The organism is Aquirufa aurantiipilula, from assembly GCF_019923745.1.
Lineage (GTDB): Bacteria > Bacteroidota > Bacteroidia > Cytophagales > Spirosomataceae > Aquirufa > Aquirufa aurantiipilula.
The window spans coordinates 149,566-170,476 of record NZ_JAANOG010000006.1 but is presented as its reverse complement, the minus strand read 5'-3'; the positions used below and the strand labels follow the sequence as shown (position 1 = coordinate 170,476).

18 protein-coding genes and 1 tRNA gene are annotated in these 20,911 nt (G+C 34.5%); 4 read left to right on the top strand and 15 right to left on the bottom strand.

Annotation, left to right across the window (positions count from 1 at the left end):
- Positions 1 to 19: 19 nt before the first annotated feature.
- Positions 20 to 772 (bottom strand): subclass B1 metallo-beta-lactamase, encoded by a 753-nt coding sequence (gene bla, locus G9H60_RS08635; protein ID WP_223143654.1) that lies wholly within the window; start codon positions 770 to 772, stop codon positions 20 to 22.
- Between the two features lie 242 nt (positions 773 to 1,014).
- On the opposite strand from bla, the gene G9H60_RS08630 reads away from it, so the two are divergent.
- The gene (locus G9H60_RS08630) at positions 1,015 to 1,950 is read left to right on the top strand and encodes an alpha/beta hydrolase (protein WP_223143653.1); all 936 of its coding nucleotides are present in this window, start codon (positions 1,015 to 1,017) and stop codon (positions 1,948 to 1,950) included.
- Between the two features lie 105 nt (positions 1,951 to 2,055).
- Here G9H60_RS08630 and G9H60_RS08625 read toward each other — a convergent pair whose 3' ends face one another.
- Both G9H60_RS08625 and G9H60_RS08620 read right to left on the bottom strand, forming a co-directional pair.
- Entirely contained in the window at positions 2,056 to 2,421 is a 366-nt protein-coding gene (locus tag G9H60_RS08625) for a hypothetical protein (RefSeq protein WP_223143652.1), read from the bottom strand.
- A 738-nt stretch (positions 2,422 to 3,159) separates the two neighbouring features.
- Positions 3,160 to 3,504: a nuclear transport factor 2 family protein gene (locus G9H60_RS08620; protein ID WP_223143651.1), complete on the bottom strand. Its 345-nt coding sequence runs from the start codon at positions 3,502 to 3,504 to the stop codon at positions 3,160 to 3,162.
- A 367-nt stretch (positions 3,505 to 3,871) separates the two neighbouring features.
- On the opposite strand from G9H60_RS08620, the gene G9H60_RS08615 reads away from it, so the two are divergent.
- Both G9H60_RS08615 and G9H60_RS08610 read left to right on the top strand, forming a co-directional pair.
- On the top strand, positions 3,872 to 4,777 hold the full coding sequence (locus G9H60_RS08615; RefSeq protein WP_223143650.1) for a hypothetical protein: 906 nt from the start codon (positions 3,872 to 3,874) through the stop codon (positions 4,775 to 4,777).
- Positions 4,778 to 4,841: 64 nt separating this feature from the next.
- Entirely contained in the window at positions 4,842 to 5,306 is a 465-nt protein-coding gene (locus G9H60_RS08610) for a hypothetical protein (RefSeq protein ID WP_223143649.1), read from the top strand.
- 385 nt (positions 5,307 to 5,691) lie between these two features.
- On the opposite strand, the gene G9H60_RS08605 is transcribed toward G9H60_RS08610, so the two are convergent.
- From G9H60_RS08605 to G9H60_RS08585, 5 genes are all read right to left on the bottom strand, one after another.
- Positions 5,692 to 6,273 carry a hypothetical protein gene (locus G9H60_RS08605; protein ID WP_223143648.1) on the bottom strand — a complete coding sequence of 194 codons (582 nt, stop codon included), beginning with the start codon at positions 6,271 to 6,273 and terminating at the stop codon, positions 5,692 to 5,694.
- Positions 6,274 to 6,328: 55 nt separating this feature from the next.
- A tRNA-Asn gene (locus tag G9H60_RS08600) sits at positions 6,329 to 6,402 on the bottom strand.
- Positions 6,403 to 6,487: 85 nt separating this feature from the next.
- Complete coding sequence (locus G9H60_RS08595) at positions 6,488 to 7,879, bottom strand: efflux RND transporter periplasmic adaptor subunit (RefSeq protein WP_223143647.1); 1,392 nt, start codon at positions 7,877 to 7,879, stop codon at positions 6,488 to 6,490.
- Positions 7,880 to 7,899: 20 nt separating this feature from the next.
- On the bottom strand, positions 7,900 to 9,366 hold the full coding sequence (locus G9H60_RS08590; RefSeq protein ID WP_223143646.1) for a TolC family protein: 1,467 nt from the start codon (positions 9,364 to 9,366) through the stop codon (positions 7,900 to 7,902).
- Positions 9,367 to 9,460: 94 nt separating this feature from the next.
- Positions 9,461 to 10,150, bottom strand: coding sequence for a M15 family metallopeptidase (locus tag G9H60_RS08585; RefSeq protein ID WP_262899999.1), 690 nt, complete (start codon positions 10,148 to 10,150; stop codon positions 9,461 to 9,463).
- Between the two features lie 72 nt (positions 10,151 to 10,222).
- On the opposite strand from G9H60_RS08585, the gene G9H60_RS08580 reads away from it, so the two are divergent.
- Positions 10,223 to 11,458, top strand: a complete 1,236-nt coding sequence (locus tag G9H60_RS08580) for a nucleoside recognition domain-containing protein (protein ID WP_223143645.1) — start codon at positions 10,223 to 10,225, stop codon at positions 11,456 to 11,458.
- A gap of 1 nt (position 11,459) precedes the next feature.
- On the opposite strand, the gene G9H60_RS08575 is transcribed toward G9H60_RS08580, so the two are convergent.
- The 7 genes from G9H60_RS08575 to G9H60_RS08545 all read right to left on the bottom strand — a co-directional run bounded on the left by G9H60_RS08575 (position 11,460) and on the right by G9H60_RS08545 (position 20,911).
- Positions 11,460 to 12,926: a capsule assembly Wzi family protein gene (locus G9H60_RS08575; protein ID WP_223143644.1), complete on the bottom strand. Its 1,467-nt coding sequence runs from the start codon at positions 12,924 to 12,926 to the stop codon at positions 11,460 to 11,462.
- A gap of 46 nt (positions 12,927 to 12,972) precedes the next feature.
- Positions 12,973 to 13,452 carry a UpxY family transcription antiterminator gene (locus G9H60_RS08570; protein ID WP_223143643.1) on the bottom strand — a complete coding sequence of 160 codons (480 nt, stop codon included), beginning with the start codon at positions 13,450 to 13,452 and terminating at the stop codon, positions 12,973 to 12,975.
- Between the two features lie 71 nt (positions 13,453 to 13,523).
- Entirely contained in the window at positions 13,524 to 14,606 is a 1,083-nt protein-coding gene (gmd, locus tag G9H60_RS08565; protein WP_223143642.1) for a GDP-mannose 4,6-dehydratase, read from the bottom strand.
- A 129-nt stretch (positions 14,607 to 14,735) separates the two neighbouring features.
- The gene (locus tag G9H60_RS08560; protein WP_223143641.1) at positions 14,736 to 16,508 is read right to left on the bottom strand and encodes an AMP-dependent synthetase/ligase; all 1,773 of its coding nucleotides are present in this window, start codon (positions 16,506 to 16,508) and stop codon (positions 14,736 to 14,738) included.
- 94 nt (positions 16,509 to 16,602) lie between these two features.
- On the bottom strand, positions 16,603 to 18,117 hold the full coding sequence (locus G9H60_RS08555; RefSeq protein WP_223143640.1) for a tetratricopeptide repeat protein: 1,515 nt from the start codon (positions 18,115 to 18,117) through the stop codon (positions 16,603 to 16,605).
- Positions 18,118 to 18,390: 273 nt separating this feature from the next.
- Positions 18,391 to 19,950, bottom strand: coding sequence for an Ig-like domain-containing protein (locus tag G9H60_RS08550; protein WP_223143639.1), 1,560 nt, complete (start codon positions 19,948 to 19,950; stop codon positions 18,391 to 18,393).
- A gap of 73 nt (positions 19,951 to 20,023) precedes the next feature.
- Positions 20,024 to 20,911, bottom strand: coding sequence for a class I SAM-dependent methyltransferase (locus G9H60_RS08545; protein WP_223143638.1), 888 nt, complete (start codon positions 20,909 to 20,911; stop codon positions 20,024 to 20,026).

Here is a 20,911-nt window from a genome sequence, read left to right as displayed (position 1 = left end):
TAAACTCAAATTTTCTGGATTAGTTTTTAAATAATGTAATGGTATAATCCATTAAGGCGTTGCCACCTATTTTTCCATGCCCTGGAATGACAAGTTGTACATTGGGATAAGCTTTTTTAATTTGTTCAACCGTATTTGACCACTCTCCAACATTCGCATCGCCTAAATATCCCTTGGTGGCATTCAATTCTTTTATTAGGCAGCCCCCAAAAAGTATTTTTTCTTGTGGAAAATACGCTACTACATTATCCTTGGTATGTCCTTCTCCAAAAAATGTAACCTTAGCAAAGGTCTTTCCAAGATTCAATTGCACGGAATCTTTAAATCCATTTCGAGGTGAAATAATTTGATTGGCCTTTGTTAACTCGATCGTCCTCATGTTTGCATAAGAAGGGATATTATGTTCATGAAAAGCGGCTAAACCACCCAAACAATCCTCGTGAAAATGGGTGGGAACAATGGCATTGATTTTACATTGAAGCTTTTTTTGGATGAATTGGATTAATGCCTCAGAAGATGGATTGTTGGTGGGGGTATCAAACACAAGCACTTCTTTGGAATCCCGAATAATTAAACCATTACAAGGAACTTTCCCGAAATCATTTGTTTGTAAAAATGAGGTATGAACAAATGCATTTTCAGAAATCTGAATGATGACCAAATCTTCTGAATGATATACTTCTTTGGGTTTAAACGTGTCCGAACTCAGCGAATAATGAGCAGATAAACTTCCACATAAAAATATGGTCAAGGCAAAAAGTATTTGTTTCATCGATGTAATGTCGCAAAAATGTATGTGTTTTTGAAATTAAAATGAAAGGGTTGATAAACGTTGGTGGTTGATTAAAATTCTCCCAGGGATAGAACAAGTTGTTTTTATTTTAGATTTACTAGAAAAATAATAAGACTTTATACCGAGTTTGAAACATGCGAGAAATATTTAACTTGTATTTCAAATGTACGAAACTACCCCAGTATTGTTATAAGCTACCTATACCCCATCATCTAAAAATCATGCAAAAGTTTTATACCACAGCCCGCAAAAGTTTTTTAGTACTTATCCTACCATGTATCACATGGAATGCCATGGGTCAGGATGGTAAAATTTATCCCCTTGAGGCTCCAAAAGAACCCAATGCTATTCCATTGGGAACTGGATCTGTGAAAGACCAACCAGCACCCGAGACTTGGTTCAGACAGTGGGGAGACCCCATGGCCAGAAATATTTCCAAAGCCACATTAACCCCCTTCTTACCTGAAAAAGGCAAGGGTAATGGAGCGGCAGTTATTGTTGCCCCAGGTGGAGGATATCGCTGGCTTTCCATGGGAAATGAAGGTTGGGAGGTAGCTGAGGCCCTAGCTAAAAAAGGAATAGCCGCGTTTGTTTTAAAATATAGGTTGTTTCCTACGGCAGAGTCATTGGATGATTTTACCGCTTGGATGAACCGCCCGCGTCCGGCTCCCATAAAAACGGACAGCTCTGCAAAAAATACGAATCCCATGGCACAAATGGATCTGACAAATCAATTGCAAGATGCCGAAGCGGCTTATGCCATGCTATTAAAAAACGCCAATGAATGGGGAATTGATACCAAGCGAATAGGGATGATTGGCTTTTCTGCGGGGGCAGGCTTGACTATGCATGCCACACTACATTCCAAAACAATGAAACTAGCATTTATTGGCCCAATTTATGGAGGAATGGGGCCGGTGAAAGTACCTGAAAATGCTCCTCCCATGTTCAATGTAATTGCCTCAGATGATTTCTTATTTAATTCCCAATTTGGAATCATTGATTCCTGGTTTAAAGCAGGTCGACCGGTAGAGTTTCATTTATATCAAAATGGAGGGCATGGATTTGGTTTAGGCAATCCGAATAGAACGAGTAATCGCTGGTTTGATGCTTTTATGCATTGGCTAGATGTAAATAAGTTTCTTGTCAGTCAATAAAATTTATAAAAATAAGGTGTTTAAAACATCAAAAGGTGGTCAAATTGACCACCTTTTGATGTTTACTATTTTAATTCGGTCAGTAAACTTGTAACAATCCGAAAATTAAAGGCTTGATTTTCTATTCTGATCAATCGAACTCAGCTTTATCGTTCTTTTGGCATCCGAATCTTTAAGAACAATGTAAGGTTTCACGCCCGTGGACTTAATGTCATTTCCCTTCATAGCAAATGCTTCTTGTTTCCAATCGGCGATATAAATTTCGGTATTGACTGGTAAGGAATATGCTTTGATTTGGTCTGGATTTAGGTTGCTTACTCTTGTTTGAATTTTTCCATCTGGAGTATAAATAATAAGAGAGAGATGGTATACATCTTGGTAGTCATTTGAGAAGCTAATATTAATATTGTCCTGTGCATTTACAGAAAATGCAAACAATAAAATTGATATGAATAAGGCTATATTTTTCATTTTAGAAGATATTATTGATTTATATAAGACTTCAATTTAAACAAAAGACTCAGAACCCGAATTAATCTATTTTTTTGATTCCCATTTTGTTAAAATTTGGGGAATTACACTTGCTAAAACAATGTAGGTTGCATAATGCAATATTGGTGTTTTTGGAACATGAATAATTTCAACCTCGAAAAAAAAGGCATATATAAAAAGGAGGTGCGAAGTAATGATTAATAATAATGTTAGCCATTGTAAAAATAGAAAGAATTTAGTTCGACATGGCTGGATGTATACCCCAATTCCTATTTCAATTAAACTTATTAATAGGATAAAAATATGTCGACTTCTCAACATAACTCTAAATCTTGTGTCTAAATTATGTTTGTCAGGATATATAGTATTTAGGTATTTTCCGGTCCATGTGAAAAAATACAGACTTGATAATCCTATTAATAGATAAAAGAAAGAAAAATAATTTTCAGTTATCCTCTTTAAAAGTGAATTAAAATTGATTTTTACCATAGATATCTATTGAAACATCCATACAAATCTAAAAAAAGAAGCTAGCACTCTGGGTGAACAATGAATCAAATTGAAAAGGTTTTGAAAGAAAAAATTAGTCAAATTGACCTTTTTTTTATTCTGCTCCCCATACCGAAGAAAGATGTAAAATAATGCGAAGAATGAATATGTGACTATCAGAGAATTAAAGGGTTAAACTTCGTGTCAAATTGCAGAAGGTTTACCTGACTACTTTGCTTGCTGTTCCATAAAGGATAGTTTATCCCAGTAGCCTCTTTGGTAAACTATCTTATCATTTTCAATCCAAAAAAATCCACATCCACGAAGGCCCTTAGGGTCTTTCCATTCTAACATCCCTACATTCCCATCCTCAAATATGTTCTCCACCATACATACCATCTCAAATTTTTCAAATTCATCCTTGAACATAATCTTGATGTTGACTCTCCCTTCCGTAATACCATTGGGTGTCTGATGATTTATGCAATTTTCTGCGTACAATTCACCTAACGCTTCATAATCGTAACGGTTGAATGCTTCAACCCATTTTTGTAATATCTCTTTCGGTGTCATAAAATAAAAAAGGTTACATTATAAATGTATAACCTTTTTATCATTATTGCTCCCTTAATAGGAGGAATGTTGCAGCCATCATTAACGATAAAACTATCTAAATTGATTGGAAATCAACTTTTTGTTAAAGATAATTGATTTAAGTTTCAATTATCCTCAAATTAACTCCACTTGACAAACTTCGTGTAAAATACAGGAAGTTGATTCTATTAAAATATGTATTAAATTGAATCAAAGTACATTGAGAATTGGTCTATTGAAATCGTTGCGATATTTAAAACATGTACATCCTTCAGTTCTAAACTCTCTAGTAATTAGTGACACTTATAATATCATTTTAAAACTATTTAATAAATTCAAAATTTGAATGACTAGATATTTCATATTACTTACAATCAGCTTGTTTGGTTTTTCTTGTTTAACTAAAGAAAATAAAATTGAATCTAGTAATTCAATGAAAAAAATAAATATTCATAATATTCCGTCATTTTTCTTCCTACATAAAGGAATGACTTATTCTGAAGTTGAAAAATATTTAGCTACAAATTCCATTAAACATACTCCTTTATTAATACCCACTTGGAATGATCCTGTTAAAAATTCTTTAAACGAATTTTATACCAAACCGGAATATAAACACAATTTTGATGTTCTAAATAACTACTCACATGCAAAATATTTAAAGATTTATAATTTTAAAATTGGTAATATTAAATTTGATGAAATTAGACTTTTTTTTATCGATAATGTAATATACAGGTTGACTTACTTCAAATGCTATTATGATTGGCAAAAAATTTATAGAACTTCTATTACATCAAATAATTTAAGGTATGAATTAGATGCAATAGTTTATAAAAGGTTAAAAATAAATGAATTAGAATCTAAACCACTAATATTATTGAAAGATGCATTGATCAAAAAGTATGGCCCACCTAACTTAAATAATAGTGAGGACAGCTCATTTACATCCAATCTTGATAAAAACAATTTTAACCCTAGCTGGGGAGATGTAAATAATTCAAAACTTCAAAATATTGAAATTAATTTGGGTAACCAAAATTTTTATAATGAGGTAGTAAATAAAGAAATGAATAAAGTAATTGTAGAATACTCAATGTATTATTATTTGATAGCTGATTTTACCACTAAATCACTCATTGATAAAATTCAAAAGGATAAGTCGATTCGTAAAAAACAAATAGAAGATTTAAAGAAAAAAGAATTAAAAAATCAAAAAATACGAGAACAAAAGTTTTTAGATAAAATATAACTTTAACAATGTATATATTTTGTAATTGTACCTACATCTAATTATTTTAATACAATGTTATTTTATGCACTTTCTTGACGATGAAATTGACAAAATGTTTATAACCACTGTTATAAGTGGCAATATTATAAATACTGGTAGTTTTTGGGCTAAGGATATTATTGGTCAGGAGTTTTTTGCCGATGCTGAATTAGTAAAAGGAAAAATCAAAGCATTTGAAGATTTACAAATCGGAATAATAAAAACAATTTTGGTTTTAAAAGAAATTTGGGGAGGTAAGTGGAAAAATCAAGAAGTAAATAAAATAATTTACATAGGGAACAATCTTAATGAAGTTTTAAAATTTAAAGATATTATCAAATTAGAAATCACCTACATGAAAAATATCCATGAAATACATGATCAGCAAATAAAAAATATTTCCATGAGAGGTGTTACAAAAAATGAATATTACGAAATTCAATTAATGGATACTAATTTAAAATTAGAAAAAATTAGAGAGGAAAAAAGAATGTTATTGAGTTGTTAATGTACAAACCCCTTATTAATTCCTTCAATTTGCAGGATACTTTATCACTTTAAAATGTTGAAGCCACAATGATTAAAACCAACTCTTGGCACATTCTTGGCACAAATTGAAAATACCTTGTGTAAAACTACCATTGAAAAAGATTAAAAATACTCAAAACCCTCTACTGGGCTCGAACCAAGAAAATCGATGAATAGAAGAAATAGAGATGGATTATAAACAAAAAAAGCCATCATTTCTGATGGCTTGTCCAGTTTGGCTCCCCTTACAGACGAAAGATGCAGCTATAATGCGATGATTGAGTTTGTGACTATTAGGAAATTGAAGGGTTGAACTTTGTACAATTTTGCAGGAGGTTCATTTCTATTAGCAAAAATCGTACTAATTAATTCTTAAAATCAAGACTACCACAGGGAACCGTTACAACATCTGTACCGGCTGTAATCTTGTAAAATAGTGTTTTGTCTTTTAATATATATTCTGCCCTAACCGGCCACTTTGTTTTATGGATGAAAATTGCGCTGTAAAATAAATAATTATTGAATGGTGAAATTCTATTATTCAAATCCTTTAATTGATTTGATTCATTATTTAAAAGAGTTGTTATACCCTTAAGACCATAATCGAACTCCTGCACTTTGTCAATTGTCATATTTGACTTTGTAAAGGCAACTTTAGCGTACGATTCTTCAGATTTAAAAGAAATGATTGTCGGAAATTTAATTTTTAAATCCAGAGGCGATGTTGCTTCATTACGTACATTAGTCCAAAAAATGAAATAATAGTACTCTTTTCCTTTATAGGAAACGATTCCGCCTCCTTTAGGTAAACTATTTGTAATTATTATTTTCTTTTTGGAGGATGGGGTGTACACAACTTTTGAATACTCCCAATTCCTATTTTGAACTGATTGCCCATTCGAATTTAAAGAGAATAATATTAGAAGGAAAACAAAAAACTTTTTCATAAAATCAAAAAAGGGTTACACTTATACAAGTATAACCCTTTTTCTTTTATATCCGCTCCCTCTCCTGGGCTCGAACCAGGGACCCCATGATTAACAGTCATGTGCTCTAACCAACTGAGCTAAGAAGGAATTTGTATCCTTTTGGGACTGCAAAAATAGGTGTCATTATGCATATATGCAATAAGGCCACCTATTTTTTTCTTAAAATCTTACATTATTTCTTTTCCTCTGCCTTAGCATCCTTCTTTTTCACCATTTCTCCCTCTTTCAAATTCTTAGCTACCGTAGCATATGGACCTGAAATAATCTCTTGGCCTTCTTTCAATCCTGAAATAATCTCGATATTATCAAAATCAGAAATACCCGTTTTCACTTCTACCATTTTCGCTTTTCCTTTCTCACTGATAAAGACTACCTCTTTTATCTTCTCCTTGCGTTTTTTGGTCTGTTGAGCCGTTTCCTCTTTTGCAGGCTCCGCAGCTCCTCCTGGTGCATCTTTACCATCTTTCTGAGCTACTTCTCCTCCTAATTCACGCGTCGTAACTGCTGCTAATGGAACTGTTAAAATATTATCCTTGCGGTTCGTCAATATCTCAACCGATGCGGTCATACCGGGCTTTAATGGATAAGATAATTTTCCTTTAATCAAATCTCGATATGATTCTCTCAATACACGTATCTTCACCTCAAACTCTGTCACAGCATCCGTCGTTACCGAAGTAGCTGTACCTGATTGATTCGCCGAACTAGCTATTTCATATACAACCCCTTTAAACTTGCGCTCAGAAGACGTAAATGCATCTACATCTATAATTACAGTATCTCCTATACTAACTCGAGTAATATCATTTTCATTGACATTCACACGAACTTCCATATTATTCAAATTCGCGATACGTAACATTTCTGTACCCGCCATTTGAGATGTTCCTACCACACGCTCCCCTAATTCCACATTCAACTTAGAAATAATACCACTTTGTGGAGCATAAATAGTTGTCTTCGTTAAGTTCGTTGTCGCTTCTTTCAAGGCCGCTTCCGAACTCTTCACGTTAAAACTGGCAGCCTTCACATTCGCTTTCGCCGACTCAAGATCTTGTTTGGCTACCATATATGCAGATTGGAACTGATCAAAATCTGCATCCGAAATAACCTTATCATTATGTAATTTTAAATTACGGTCATAATCAATCTTCGATTTGCTCAAACGGGCTTCACTCTGCGCCAACACCGCTTTACTTTGTTCCATGCTCGCTCTCATAGCATTCAGCTGAGCCTCCGCACGAGCTAAAAGAGACACATAGTTATCTGGGCGAATTTTTAATAAAACTTGTCCTGCTACTACAGAATCTCCTTCAGCTATATTCAAAGCAACTATCTCTCCTGAAACATCGGGAGAAACTTTAACTTCTACCTCTGGCTGAATTTTCCCTGATGCAGATACTTTTTCTACAATGGATTCTCTTTTAGCCTTACCAAATTCCACCACAGTAGGTTCTACTTTTCCAACCCACCCTTGCTGCTTGGCAAGAAATAAACCTAAAAATATCACCACTACTCCACCCCCGATAAACAACCAAGTCCGCTTGCTATTGTTCTTTGCCATCTCTTTAAAATTTTTGAAAATTAAAATGTTAAATTTTTACCTTGATAATAATCCAAAATCTTTGTTCTAAATACAAAATCATATTTCGATTGTACTAGAGAAAGCTTGGCTTTATCCAAGTTTGTTTTCTGTAAATTATAACTTACAAAATCAATTGTACCAGCACTAAATTTGCTTTCAGAAGCTCTAAATGACTCTTCCAAAGCAGAAACTTGTGTAACCCCGGCTTCATATTTTTTAGCTGCATTCAGCATATTGACATAAGCTTGCTCAATATTTTGACGTAAGGTCAATCGGGCTTTATTGGCTTCAATTTCCGCATTGACTTTCTGTAAATTCGCTTGAGAAACCCGAGTCCTATTTTGATATCTTGTGAAAATTGGAATACTTAAATTCAAGGATACAACTTTATTTTGTGTGTTATTTAATTGATCAAAATAACCAACAGTAGAACCTTCACCATATTTTGGTTGTGTGGAAGTTAAGGGATAATTAACTCCGCCCACATTGACATTACCTAAAGTAACATCTTGAGTTCCTAATAACTGAACTGATTTTAAGGCATTGGATTGATTTGCCGACCAGCTACCACTTAAGCTCAAAGTAGGTAAACGAAAGGCTTTAGCCACATCCACACTTTTGGCAGCTCCTTGTACTCTAAAATCGGCAGCACGAACTAATGGTTGTGCGTCCACTGCTTTGGCATATATATCCGCAATACTCAATTCATACGCAGATGAATTAGGCACAGGCACTTGGATACGTTCCAATTCAAACTGACTAATCGCCGAATCATTCAATAATTGCAATAAGGTCAATTTGTTGATATCTAAGGAACTTTGAAAGCTCACCACATTGGATTCCTCATTAGCTAATTGCGCTTTTAAATCTAATAAGGTTGAAATAGCTACCGAACCCGCATTAACTAACTTCTGGGTTCTTTCTATCTGTAATTTGGTGATGTCTGTCTGCGTTTTAGCAATGGATAATTGGTCTTCTGCATTTAATATTGACAAGTAAGAAAGAACAACTTGCAGCGATATATTTTCCCGTATGGATTGTAAATCTTCTTGCGTGGCTTTTAAGGCGAATTCTGTTTGTAAAATATTATTCTTAAGTTGTCCTCCATTGAATAAGAGTACATTCGCATTCAGACCTAAGTTGTTGTAGTTGATATTTCTTGAATCATACCCATTGGTATATGGGTTAATACTACGTCCAAAACTCGCCGACTGGTTGATGTTTCCTGATAAAGAGGGAAGTTGGTTGTATTTGGCTTGTTGAAACTGAAGCTCTGCATTTTGCATGCTAATTTGATACGATTTAACATTCAAATTATGTTGTAATGCAATATCGACAGCTTGATTCAACTTAAGCTTCACTAAGGTTCCATTTCCCTGAATCGCAGTTTGTCCTAGAGAAGAAAATGCCAAGGAAAAAAGCAAGAGAAAAAGGTATACAGTTGTGGGGAATGAATTCCGATACATAGCTAATGAAAAGTATTTAACACAATGTTACTATTTTTAGATGGGGAGATGGGTACATTTTGGATAAACGGCAAGCCAAAAGGATAAATCCCACTTATTGAACTACTTGAAATCTTTTCTTCGCTTCAGCTCGGGAAAAAGCATTGAAATGCCACCATTCATATTCGATTGGTAAAAATCCTGCTTTTTGCATCACTTTCCTTAGTAATAAACGATTTTGGTAAACTTCCTTACTTAGTATTCCCTTCTTCAATAATTCTTTTTCTGCTTTAGGATAGGCCTCTTTTCCAAAGTAATCAAAAGGTGTTCCCATATCCAATGCATTCCCCTGCTCATCGGCAATGGTTAAATCCACGGCACTACCGTAATTGTGTATGGAATGCTCCTGCGGGGAAGCAACATAGTTTCTGCGTATTTTAGGTGGGTATTGACTTAAAGCATTCCAAAGGTCCCATTGTTTGGATAAAGGCCTAGCGGCATCATAAATCAACAAGTGGAAACCTGGCTTTTCTATTTCTAATAAAGATTGCGCCTGAGCTAATTTATTAACTGTTTCTTTTTGTAGAAATGCCTTTGTTAAACAACCATAAACATTTTGGTGCATGAAATTATCTGTTGTCGCATACTTCAATTGAACCAATACTTGCTTTATTTCAGATTGAACTTCTATTAAACCTTGATTCCGCATTTTCTCTTCGTACATACAAGGCTTTTGTTGCGCCATGAGTGGATGTAACATCAAACTAAGGATGAATGCAGAAGTAATGGAAAAAGAATAGCTCATAAAAATCAAGAAATTCCCTAAATTTAGCCAAATTTTAAATAGGCAGAGCTCGCATTCTGCAAAGCTTTCTATATGGCATTAAATTGGATTTGGTTTTTATTTTTTGGGGTGGCCTTTGTGGTGGCATTGATTCAATTTTTATTTTTTGGAAATGCTGAAATATTTAAAATTCTAGTGGATGGCATGTTTGATTCCGCAGAAATGGCTGTCATGAAAATTGCTCTTCCACTAGCAGGTGTTATGACTTTCTTCATGGGAATCTTACAAATTGGCGAAAAAGCAGGCGCCATTCAGTTTTTAGCCAGACGAATTCGACCATTTTTTACACGATTATTCCCTGAAATACCCGCAGATCATCCTGTTCATGGCCAAATGATCATGAATTTTTCTGCTAATTTATTGGGCTTAGACAATGCCGCAACACCCTTTGGTTTGAAAGCCATGCAAGGCTTACAGGATATCAATCCGACAAAAGAAACAGCTTCTAATGCTCAAATCATGTTTCTTACTTTGCACAGTGCAGGGCCCGTTTTAATCCCATTGAGTATCATGGCTCAAAGAGCTATCTATGGTGCACAAGATGCATCTGATGTCTTTATTCCTTGCTTAATGGCCACATATGCCGCAACTCTCGTGGGATTAATGTTTGTGGCTGTAAAACAAAAAATTAATTTGTTAGAACCTGTACTTTTAAGTTGGCTTGTGGGGTTAACGCTGTTCTTTGGGGGTATTTTGGCCTATTTCAGTTCACTTAGTAAGGAACAAATTGAAATTCAATCCAAAATATTCAGCAATGGATTACTATTCACATTAATACTCAGTTTTATAGTTGCGGCTTTTTGGAAGAAAATTGACATATTTTCCACATTTGTAGAAGGGGCAAAAGGGGGATTTGAAACATCTGTAAAAATTATACCTTATTTAGTGGGTATGCTAGTAGCTATCAGCTGTTTGCGAAACTCTGGTACCTTGGATTTCATTGTCGAAGGGATGAAATGGATGGTTAACCAATCCGGCTTGGATACTCGATTTATTGATGCCATGCCTACTGCTTTATTACATCCAGTAAGCGGAAGTGGTTCTAGGGCCATGATGATTGATACAATGAAGACCTTTGGGGCAGATTCTTTTGTAGGTAGGTTAGCCTGTGTATTCCAAGGTTCTGCCGAAACGATTTTGTATGTGATCGCCTTATATTTTGGCTCTGTCCAAGTTAAAAATATACGATATACTTTGTGGGCAGGGCTAACTGCTGATCTGGCAGGTATTATTACCGCAATATTTGTGAGCTATTTATTTTTTGGATAGACTAATTCAAAGGAAAGCTAATCGCAATATTTCCTCCTAATGTAGGTTGAGTCAGGTTTCCCTTTTCAACTCCAAGATTGGCTTTTAATATTGCATCTGGAAATCCAGCCATTTGAATAGGCCTTTGCCATAAAATACCTCCAGAATACTGTTTTTTTACCGGGATGTATTCATTTCCAAACCAACCAATGGCATTGGATAAACTGGCTCTAATTTGAATTTTATTATCTCCAAAAGCAAATTCTCCTGCGGCATAAAAGGCCTCTACACGGTTATTATCATAATAAATACGATTGGTCGGATTCAAATCCGATTCTGAATCTAAAGTTAATAATGGGGATCCTATTCCTTTTCCAAAATATGTCCAACCATTTTGATATACTCCATTATTCAAATAATCATCATAGCCACGAATTTTACTAAAATCATTGAATATGTTCCCGCCTTGTGAGGTAGTGTTTAAATATTCAAAAACAACTTTCAATAGACCTTGATCTGCTTTACGGGACATAGATAATCCATGCAAACCATCCGTTATATTATTTCCATAATACAATGAGCCATCTTCATAAATACTTTGGCGATAAAAGAAAATCTTTGCCTGATTCAATTCCACTTCCATTCCAATATCTACCGTACCTAAGTGATTTCCTGAACGATTAAAACCATCGTTATATCCATAAGTGGCAGTATCTCCTTTAACTGCATTCGATCGACCTGTTACGACAGATACGTAGGTTGTAAAATCAGATGGGATTATTCCATTTTTTGCATTTACATTATATGGATCTGCATACTTTAATCTCCCTCCCCATTGAACTTGGTGATTAAATCCTGCATAAAATTTTACTCTCCAATTGGGTTTACCCAATCGACCATAAAAGGATTTTTGATGCAAATAGAAATCATTGACATCCTCTCTTGAATTTTCAAACCAACCATGGGAATAATTTCCTTTGAATGCTAAAACTCCCTTTAAGAACCCTGGAGACCAATATTCCTTTACCTGTAATTCCAATTTGGGAATGGGCATTGCATTGCCAGACCAAATGTATGAACCAGAACTAAGTGTTGAATCGACTAATCCGAAAATTTGTTTTTGACGGCCTGCAACCAATTCAAAAATCCCCAATTTCCCTTTCACATACATTTCAGGAAAAAATACATCCGCTTTATTTTCTCCTAAATTCACTTGAGATGAGAAACCATAAGCCCAATCGACCAGTTTCTTTGGACGATAATCTACATGATGTGATATGCCCGCAAAACCGTAAGATCCAGAAGCTGGAACTAAACCATATTGATTAGCTCTTAACCAGAGAGGATTATAAACACCCCCCACTGTTCCTCCCATTCCTAGAGAAAAATCAGATTTGATTTCTCGTTGAGCCCACAGGGTATTTGAAAAAATGAATAAACAAATGATTACAATACCTTTCCTCACAATCATTTGTTTTAATTGATTCATATGGCTCATTTGACTCATCAATTCAAAGATAGTTGAAAAATTGAAATTACTGACTTCGATTTATGTAAGCGACAAGCTCAAAACCGAGACTTTCTATCTTAAGGCGAACTTCATGCTTATTTTTAAATCCTAATACCTCGGCTTTTTGTCCTGCCAAAGCTCCAGAATCTAGGGTGACAAAATCACCAATATTGACTACATTTCCCAATGCCTCTACTTCGGCATGTTCAGACAAAAAATGCTGTATGGATTTAATTTCTGCATCTTGTATCACAGCAGGTTTGTGTAACCAATAGACAAAATTGACTACCCCATTCACTTGCCTAACTTGACTACTTTGTTGGGCTAAATCGATATTCACAAAAACATACGATTTAAACAATGGCTCTTCTACCCATTTTTTTCGATCTGACCACTGCTTTCTTTTTTTGGTCAAAGGACAATAGCACGTAATGCCTTGTTCCTCCAGTCGCAATGCTACTTTTTTCTCAACACGTGATTTTGTATACAAGGCATACCAGGCCATAATTTTCTTTAAAACTAATCCTTCATTAAAATTTACTTCTGCATAGTCATAAATCCAAAATACCTAGGATTTTACTTATGAGTAGAAAACAATTGAATATCCGAACTCATCATGTCCTTGACTAATGCTGGTAAATCATATTTCAATTTCCAACCCAATTTAGTTTGGGCTTTGGTAGGATCTCCTATTAATAATTCCACTTCGGTAGGTCTAAAATACCGAGGGTCAACAGCTACCACTTCTTTTCCTATTTCAACCTGGTAAAGCGAATTATGACAAGCTTTAACCAAAGCCACTTCATCTATTCCTGATCCCTTGAACTCCAATTCTATTCCCACTTCATTGAATGACATGATAACAAAATCACGAACAGTTGTGGTAATACCAGTAGCAATCACAAAGTCCTCTGGTTGATCTTGTTGCAAAATCAACCACATCGCTTCTACATAATCTTTCGCATGACCCCAGTCTCTCTTGGCATCCAAATTTCCTAAATAGATTTTATCTTGTTGGCCAAGTGCAATTTGGGACACCCCCCGAGTAATCTTACGTGTAACAAATGTTTCGCCACGTAAAGGGGATTCATGATTGAATAAAATACCATTCACCGCAAACATTTGATACGCTTCTCGGTAATTTACTGTAATCCAGTAACCATAAATTTTAGCTACGGCATAGGGAGAGCGTGGGTAAAATGGCGTTTTTTCAGATTGTGGAACCTCTTGAACTAACCCATATAATTCTGATGTAGAAGCCTGATAAATCTTCGTTTTTTGTGTTAATCCCAATAAACGAACAGCCTCCAAAATACGCAATGTTCCAATTCCATCTACTTGGGCGGTATATTCAGGCTCATCAAATGAGACCTTAACATGAGACATCGCCCCTAAATTATAAATCTCATCAGGTTGTACTTCTTGAATGATTCGAATGATATTGGTTGAATCACTCAAATCACCATAGTGTAAATGAAAATTAGAGGAGTCAACATGAGGGTCTTGATAAAGATGATCTATCCTTTGGGTATTAATCAAAGAGCTTCTTCGCTTTATTCCATGTACACGATAACCCTTTCCTAATAAAAGTTCAGCTAAATACGCTCCATCCTGTCCTGTGATGCCCGTAATTAAAGCCACTTTTTGCGTTTGAGACATATAATTTTGATTCTAAATTAAAAAAGAAAGGAAGCAAAGTTCCTTTCTAAAAACCTATAACGCGTAAAATTACTAAAATTTCCGAGTGCAAAGGATTATTTATTCATTGGAATCCATGAATTGCCAATTCTAATCATAAAGACCTAGTATCAGTTTTTCATATCTGGATACAATTACCTTACGTTTTAATTTCAATGTTGGGGTCAATTCCCCATCGGAAATCGTAAATAATCTTGGCAACAAGACAAATTTCTTAACCTGTTCAAAGCGTGCTACCGATGCCATAGTCATCAAAACCTCTTCATTCATTTTTTCAATTACCTTTGGATGTGCAATCATCTCTTCAGGCGTACTAAGTACAAGATTCTGTTGTTTACACCATATTTGAAGTGCATTGAATTCAGGTATAATGAGTGCCGAAGGGAATTTTTGCCCTTCACCTACCACCATACATTGTTCAATAAATGTAGATTCTTTAAGTTTATTTTCCACTAATTGTGGGGCTACATATTTTCCTCCAGAGGTCTTAAAAATCTCCTTTTTACGATCCGTGATTTTTAAATATTTACCATCCACTAATTCCCCAATATCTCCAGTATGAAACCATCCCTCTGGGTCAATAGCCTCAGCTGTAGCGGTTGGATTATTGTAATAACCTGGCATGACAGAATCTCCTTTTACACAAATCTCTCCATCTTCTGCAATTTTCAATTGAACACAATCTAACAAGGTTCCAACACAACCTACTTTAAAATCTGGAGGACAAATTTTCGAAACAGATATTACGGGAGAGGTTTCTGTTAATCCATATCCTTCCGCAATGGGAATGTCGGCAGCCCAAAAAATACGTGATAAGCGAGGCTGAAGTGCCGCTGATCCAGAAGTAATAGCACGGATATTTCCGCCTAATGCTTCTTGCCATTTGCTGAATATCAATTTTCTAAATATGGCCAACTTGATTCCATCAAAAAATCCCAATTTTTCCATGGGATCATACTTCAACCCAAAATCAATGGCAGCAAAAAATAGCTTCCGTTTAATTCCTGTAAGTTCATTTCCTTTAGCCAACACCTTATCATACACTTTTTCTAAAAGTCTTGGAACCGTAGCAAACATAGCAGGTTTTACCTCCTTGATGTTTTCAGCCACGGTATCTAAATTTTCGGCATAGTAGATAGAAACACCATAAAAAACATATAGGTAAATGTTAGTGCGCTCATATATGTGACACATCGGTAAAAAACTCAATACCTTATCCTGAGAATTTATTTGGAAAAATTCTCCTCGGTCCAAAGACTTTACATTGCTGATTATGTTATGATGAGTTAACATCACACCTTTAGGTCTACCGGTTGTTCCTGAGGTGTAAATTAAAGTTAATAAATCATCTGGCTGAACAGAAGCTTTAATGGGCTCTAATACACTTGCGTCTTTACCCTGACCTAATTCTTTTACCTCAGTCCACAAACTAGCCCCAGCAATTGGGTTAAAGGTATAAATGGATTTAATCCTTGTATTTCCTTTCGCTGCTTCTTTCGCTTTTAAGTATAATTCCTCATTTTCAGCAAAAATGAATTCCACTCCTGAATCTTCAAAAATGAAGGCATAATCCTCGACTGTAATCGTAGGATATAAAGGCACAGTTACCGCCCCTACCAATTGAACTGCAAAATCCACGAAATTCCATTCGGGCCTATTCGTAGAAATGATAGCAATTTTATCCCCAGGTTTTACTCCTAAACTTAGTAAACCAAGAGCAATTTGTTCAATAGTTTCTAAGGTATCAGAAGTAGAATAATTTTTCCAATATCCATCTTCTTTTTTATTGAATAAATCCGGCTTATGAAAAGTTTTATATACGTCTAATAAATCAAATACACGTGTCAATGAAGTGTGTTTCATATTATAAATGGTCTAGTATAAACAAATCAAAGTTAGCTAAATCTAAAAACAAAATGTGAGATTTAGAATAAATTTTAGGATTGAGTTTATATCCTTAAGGAGTAGATAGATGTTTTCGAATAATTGGCAAATAGATACTACTAGGGTACTTTGTTACAAATTGTATGCATAAGTCCTTATCTTTAAAATCCATCAATTGTAAATAGTGAAATAAGGAGTCATCACCGTATATATCTTGATCAAAACGATCATATACATCTTTAAAGAATAGTTTTGCCTGTTCAATTTGCTTTTTTTCTAAAGCCCTTTGTGCCATCAAATACAAGATATCGTCTTCTAAACTCTGGCCTTTTTGATTTTTTACTAATTCTTCCAAGGCCTTATCTGCTTGCTGCACGTTCTTTTGTTCATAAAGCCACTGTATCGTAGCAAATGATTTTAATGCCGTTTCCAGCGTATCTATTCCTGTATTGTCTTCAATGACCCAACTCAAATGCAATGCATCATTGGCTATTTCCTTTTGTGTGCTTTGTTTTAAGACATCAAAATTGGCTTTGGCTAATTCAAAATCACCCGTGAAATAATATAATTTACCAGTCTTTAATTTCGCTTCATAGGCAATGGGTGAGTCTTTGACCAATTTTTCAACTTGTGCATATTGAATCAAAGCATCGTATTTTCTACCAGCATATAAATACACATCCCCTAATTCCAATTTCATTTGTGCCTGTAAATTGATATTAGATTCCGATAACACGATCCCTTGTTGATATACTTTTTCAGCAGAATCCAATTGATTTAACTGATACATGAATATCCTAGCTTCAGCTAAATAGGTCTCAGCAGTACTTGCATTCGCTCCCCGATCTTTTCTCAATTCTCGATAAGACTGAATCAAATTAGAAAATTCCGTTTTCTCAATGACCATTTTATTTTGAATACTTTGTTCTCTAGATGCCAATAACAATTGCTTCCAATTTAAAATTTGTGGAGAACGTGGATACGTTTTAATCAAATAATCAAAAATCTGATTAACCAATGGCCATTGTTGACGTTGAAAGCTAGCTATACCAAAATCACTCACTTCCTTTCCTCCAGATTTAAATCGAATATCTAATGCCTTTCTTTGCATCCAAACCTTTTCCCACTGTTGATTCAATGCATACCAATGAATAATCAGTTCAACTGGATTGGCTTGTTCTGGTGATGCCTGAATTAAAGAAACTAGCATTTGTTCTACTTCTCGATTAGCTATTCCTTGATCCTTTAGACTAATTAACCAATCTTTTGTTATTTCTAAGCCTTGTGTATTTATTAACTTATCCACAATCTGTCCACAATACTTAATCCATAACGGTGCTAAATTTTCTTTCAGTATTTCATTAAAGGAGTATAATGTTAAAAAAGAACCATTATTTGTGCTTTTTATAAACAAATCATCCAATTGCTTATTCCTTTTCTTCTCTTTCTTAATTTTAACAATTTGATGTAATCTATCTACAAATAAAGAATCAGAACTTTTAACATAGGAATTTGCCTGATTAGGATGAAGCAAGCCAATCATCAGAAATAATAGATATATATAAGAGTTATAAAATGTTTTCCACATGACTTATTTAAAAAAAATAAAATTTATATAAATCTCTTTTTTGTTTCTTATTGTTATTCAATGTGGATAAGTGGATAAGCGGATATTTGTTTTGTAACTATTTGATAATAAATTATATATGTTTTTTAAGGTAGGTTGTTTTATGTAGATAAGTTTCAAAAATACTGTGGATAGTTGCTTCAAATTGTCCACAACTTATCTCTCAAATTTTCTTTCCACAATTTCCACATGAATTGTTCACTCTTTTCTTAACTTATTAACAGGTTATCCACACTATTTTTGGGTATTTATCAACAGATCAGATATTTGAAAATTGGCTTTCAGTTTGATTTTACCTTCAAAGAAATGTACTGGTTCTGATTTTTTCCTTTGTTTAAAATTACCAATATCCCAATATCCGTTATTATTTAAATCTGTAATTACACGTATTTGATATAATCCTGGTTCCACGTGAATAAATTCAAATCGCTTACGTGTTTTAACGGTCATATAAGGCTCAAAAGTATCTGCTTTGATCAATTCCACAATGAATTGATTCGATGTGTTTTGGCCTGTAATTTGCCCATCTATACTTCCATAATTTTCTCCATCTTGCCATTCCATCTTTTGAACGTAGGCCTGACTGGAGTCGGCTTCTACTCCAATGAATGCATTTTTATTGATGCTTAATTCAAACTTTGTTCTACTAGGCAAGTAGGCATTTCTTATGGTTAAGTTGTTTTGATATTGATTCCATTGAAAGGCTTGATCTGGAAGTGTATGTGTTTCACCTTCTTCTGTTTTAAAAAGAATTCCTGTGGAAGCCCATTGCTGCACCGGTTTAGTAAATTTTATTTGTAGAGAATCGGTGGGTGAAAGTAATTTCCCTGGCGCTGGTTTTACTTCAAAATTTAGATCTAGCTTCTGTACTTTTTCTTTTCTTGTTACTTCTCTGAATTTGATTTTAAGTGGTATTTTATATTTTCTATCCAAAGAGTCTGTCACGTTGGCTTGAACGAAAATGGTGTCTGTGCTAGTTTGATTCAATAGATAAAAACGAATGTTTTTGTTGTCTTCTTGTTGGTGATATAATTGGGCATTAGGCGCATTTTGTAAAGAGAATGATTTAATTCCTCTGTTGAATTCATATAATACCGTTTTAGCCGAACTTGTTGTTTTACTTAATTTTAATGAATCTTGATTTTGTAAGCTTATAGCAAAGTTTAGCTCTTGATTTTTGCTTAAGTCAATGTATTTATCTGTTATAAAATCTACCGATTCCTTGTTGGAGTTATATAGTAAATTGTTATTGAGGTCGTTAAATGCCGCCATATAATATTTACCCTTAGCCAGGTTTTCTAATAGATAGTTTCCTGAGGTATCGGTTTTAACAAAATAATAGGGTTTGGTATTTTGTATGGAGAGGGAATCATTCCAAGGATATAGAGCCACCAAAACATTTTCTGGATGTTTTTGAGTTAGTAATTGTTTCACATTCCCTTTAATTTGTAAGGAATCGATATCATTGGAGGTACTAAAAACTAGTTTAATATTTATGCCAACATTTCTTTCGGATGCGTCCTCAATAGCATTTCTGAAATTAAAGGTATAAGTGGTATTTTCTTTCAGGTTACTATCTAATAAGATACTTAGTCCTTGAGGTCTAATTTTTGTTTGATAGGTTCCTACAGAGGGGGTGATTAAAAGTTCTTGATTTAGGTTTCTAATCCCAACATATTCATTGAATGTGAGTTCGATCTTTTTCCCTTTAAAATTTTTGCTTTTATTTAAGGGGATAGATTCGCTGATTTTGGGAGCTAGTGTATCTTTTTTACCACCAGGAGGATTGGCCATTTGGGCACAGCTTTGTAGAATCAGGACGATATACAATCCTGAAAGAAAAGTAAATAGGACTATATTTTTAAGCCTACTGAGCATGTTCGAAGATATATAAATTGCTAGAATAATTGCCTTTCCCTATCCAAGCTTTCATATTGGATACAAGGCCTATGATAAATGATGCTATGATTTTTTTAGAAGAACTTTTGTATTCATGACTCATTAAAGAAATGTAAAAGCTATCAAAAATTAGACCTTTTTTTTCTCTTAATGTAAACCCGTATTGTTTGGCTATGGCTTGAATTGTTTCTGGCGTAAAATGATAAATATGTCTTGGTACATCGTATGCCGCCCAGAACTCTTGAAAATATTGAGCATCGTAGCTATTGCAATTTGGCAGAGCAAATAATAACTTTCCTGAGGGTGCTAGGTGTTTTTTAAAGAATGCAAAGTATTCGTGTAATTCGTACACATGTTCTAGTACATGCCAAAGGCTTATCACTTGAAAACGTGCAGATTCAGGAATATGACTTAACTGTGAATAAACCTTTTGCCCTGTTAATTGCATTGCTTTCTGAGCGGTATCCGGATCTAATTCCATACCATGGATGTTCCATCCTCTCTCTTGGCATGCATGTAAGAAATGACCTGTTCCACAGCCAATATCGAGTAAATTTTTTTCTCCTTTTTTTTCTGGTTCTATCCAATTTGTTTTAAGCCGGAGTGTGATATTTCTCACTCGTTGGTACAATTGATTTATGAATCCTTTTTCTGTATTGCTATGAGAAATATAATTTTCTGATTTGTAATATGGACCCGCTTCTTCAGCTTTGGGCCTTGGGTTTGTAAATCGTAAATGACAAGTCTGACATTCCACTAGTTGAAATGTTTGATGCGATACGGTATAATCCTTGGCACGAAGAATGGGTGTAAATTCTATGCTTGAGCATGCCGGGCATTCGTGTAATTCTTCCAT

Bases quoted from the DNA above. Each gene is read 5' to 3' on its own strand.
- bla (WP_223143654.1), bottom strand. From the start codon at position 772: ATGAAACAAATACTTTTTGCCTTGACCATATTTTTATGTGGAAGTTTA.
- G9H60_RS08630 (WP_223143653.1), top strand. From the start codon at position 1,015: ATGCAAAAGTTTTATACCACAGCCCGCAAAAGTTTTTTAGTACTTATC.
- G9H60_RS08625 (WP_223143652.1), bottom strand. From the start codon at position 2,421: ATGAAAAATATAGCCTTATTCATATCAATTTTATTGTTTGCATTTTCT.
- G9H60_RS08620 (WP_223143651.1), bottom strand. From the start codon at position 3,504: ATGACACCGAAAGAGATATTACAAAAATGGGTTGAAGCATTCAACCGT.
- G9H60_RS08615 (WP_223143650.1), top strand. From the start codon at position 3,872: ATGACTAGATATTTCATATTACTTACAATCAGCTTGTTTGGTTTTTCT.
- G9H60_RS08610 (WP_223143649.1), top strand. From the start codon at position 4,842: ATGCACTTTCTTGACGATGAAATTGACAAAATGTTTATAACCACTGTT.
- G9H60_RS08605 (WP_223143648.1), bottom strand. From the start codon at position 6,273: ATGAAAAAGTTTTTTGTTTTCCTTCTAATATTATTCTCTTTAAATTCG.
- G9H60_RS08595 (WP_223143647.1), bottom strand. From the start codon at position 7,879: ATGGCAAAGAACAATAGCAAGCGGACTTGGTTGTTTATCGGGGGTGGA.
- G9H60_RS08590 (WP_223143646.1), bottom strand. From the start codon at position 9,366: ATGTATCGGAATTCATTCCCCACAACTGTATACCTTTTTCTCTTGCTT.
- G9H60_RS08585 (WP_262899999.1), bottom strand. From the start codon at position 10,150: ATGAGCTATTCTTTTTCCATTACTTCTGCATTCATCCTTAGTTTGATG.
- G9H60_RS08580 (WP_223143645.1), top strand. From the start codon at position 10,223: ATGGCATTAAATTGGATTTGGTTTTTATTTTTTGGGGTGGCCTTTGTG.
- G9H60_RS08575 (WP_223143644.1), bottom strand. From the start codon at position 12,926: ATGAATCAATTAAAACAAATGATTGTGAGGAAAGGTATTGTAATCATT.
- G9H60_RS08570 (WP_223143643.1), bottom strand. From the start codon at position 13,452: ATGGCCTGGTATGCCTTGTATACAAAATCACGTGTTGAGAAAAAAGTA.
- gmd (WP_223143642.1), bottom strand. From the start codon at position 14,606: ATGTCTCAAACGCAAAAAGTGGCTTTAATTACGGGCATCACAGGACAG.
- G9H60_RS08560 (WP_223143641.1), bottom strand. From the start codon at position 16,508: ATGAAACACACTTCATTGACACGTGTATTTGATTTATTAGACGTATAT.
- G9H60_RS08555 (WP_223143640.1), bottom strand. From the start codon at position 18,117: ATGTGGAAAACATTTTATAACTCTTATATATATCTATTATTTCTGATG.
- G9H60_RS08550 (WP_223143639.1), bottom strand. From the start codon at position 19,950: ATGGCCAATCCTCCTGGTGGTAAAAAAGATACACTAGCTCCCAAAATC.
- G9H60_RS08545 (WP_223143638.1), bottom strand. From the start codon at position 20,911: ATGGAAGAATTACACGAATGCCCGGCATGCTCAAGCATAGAATTTACA.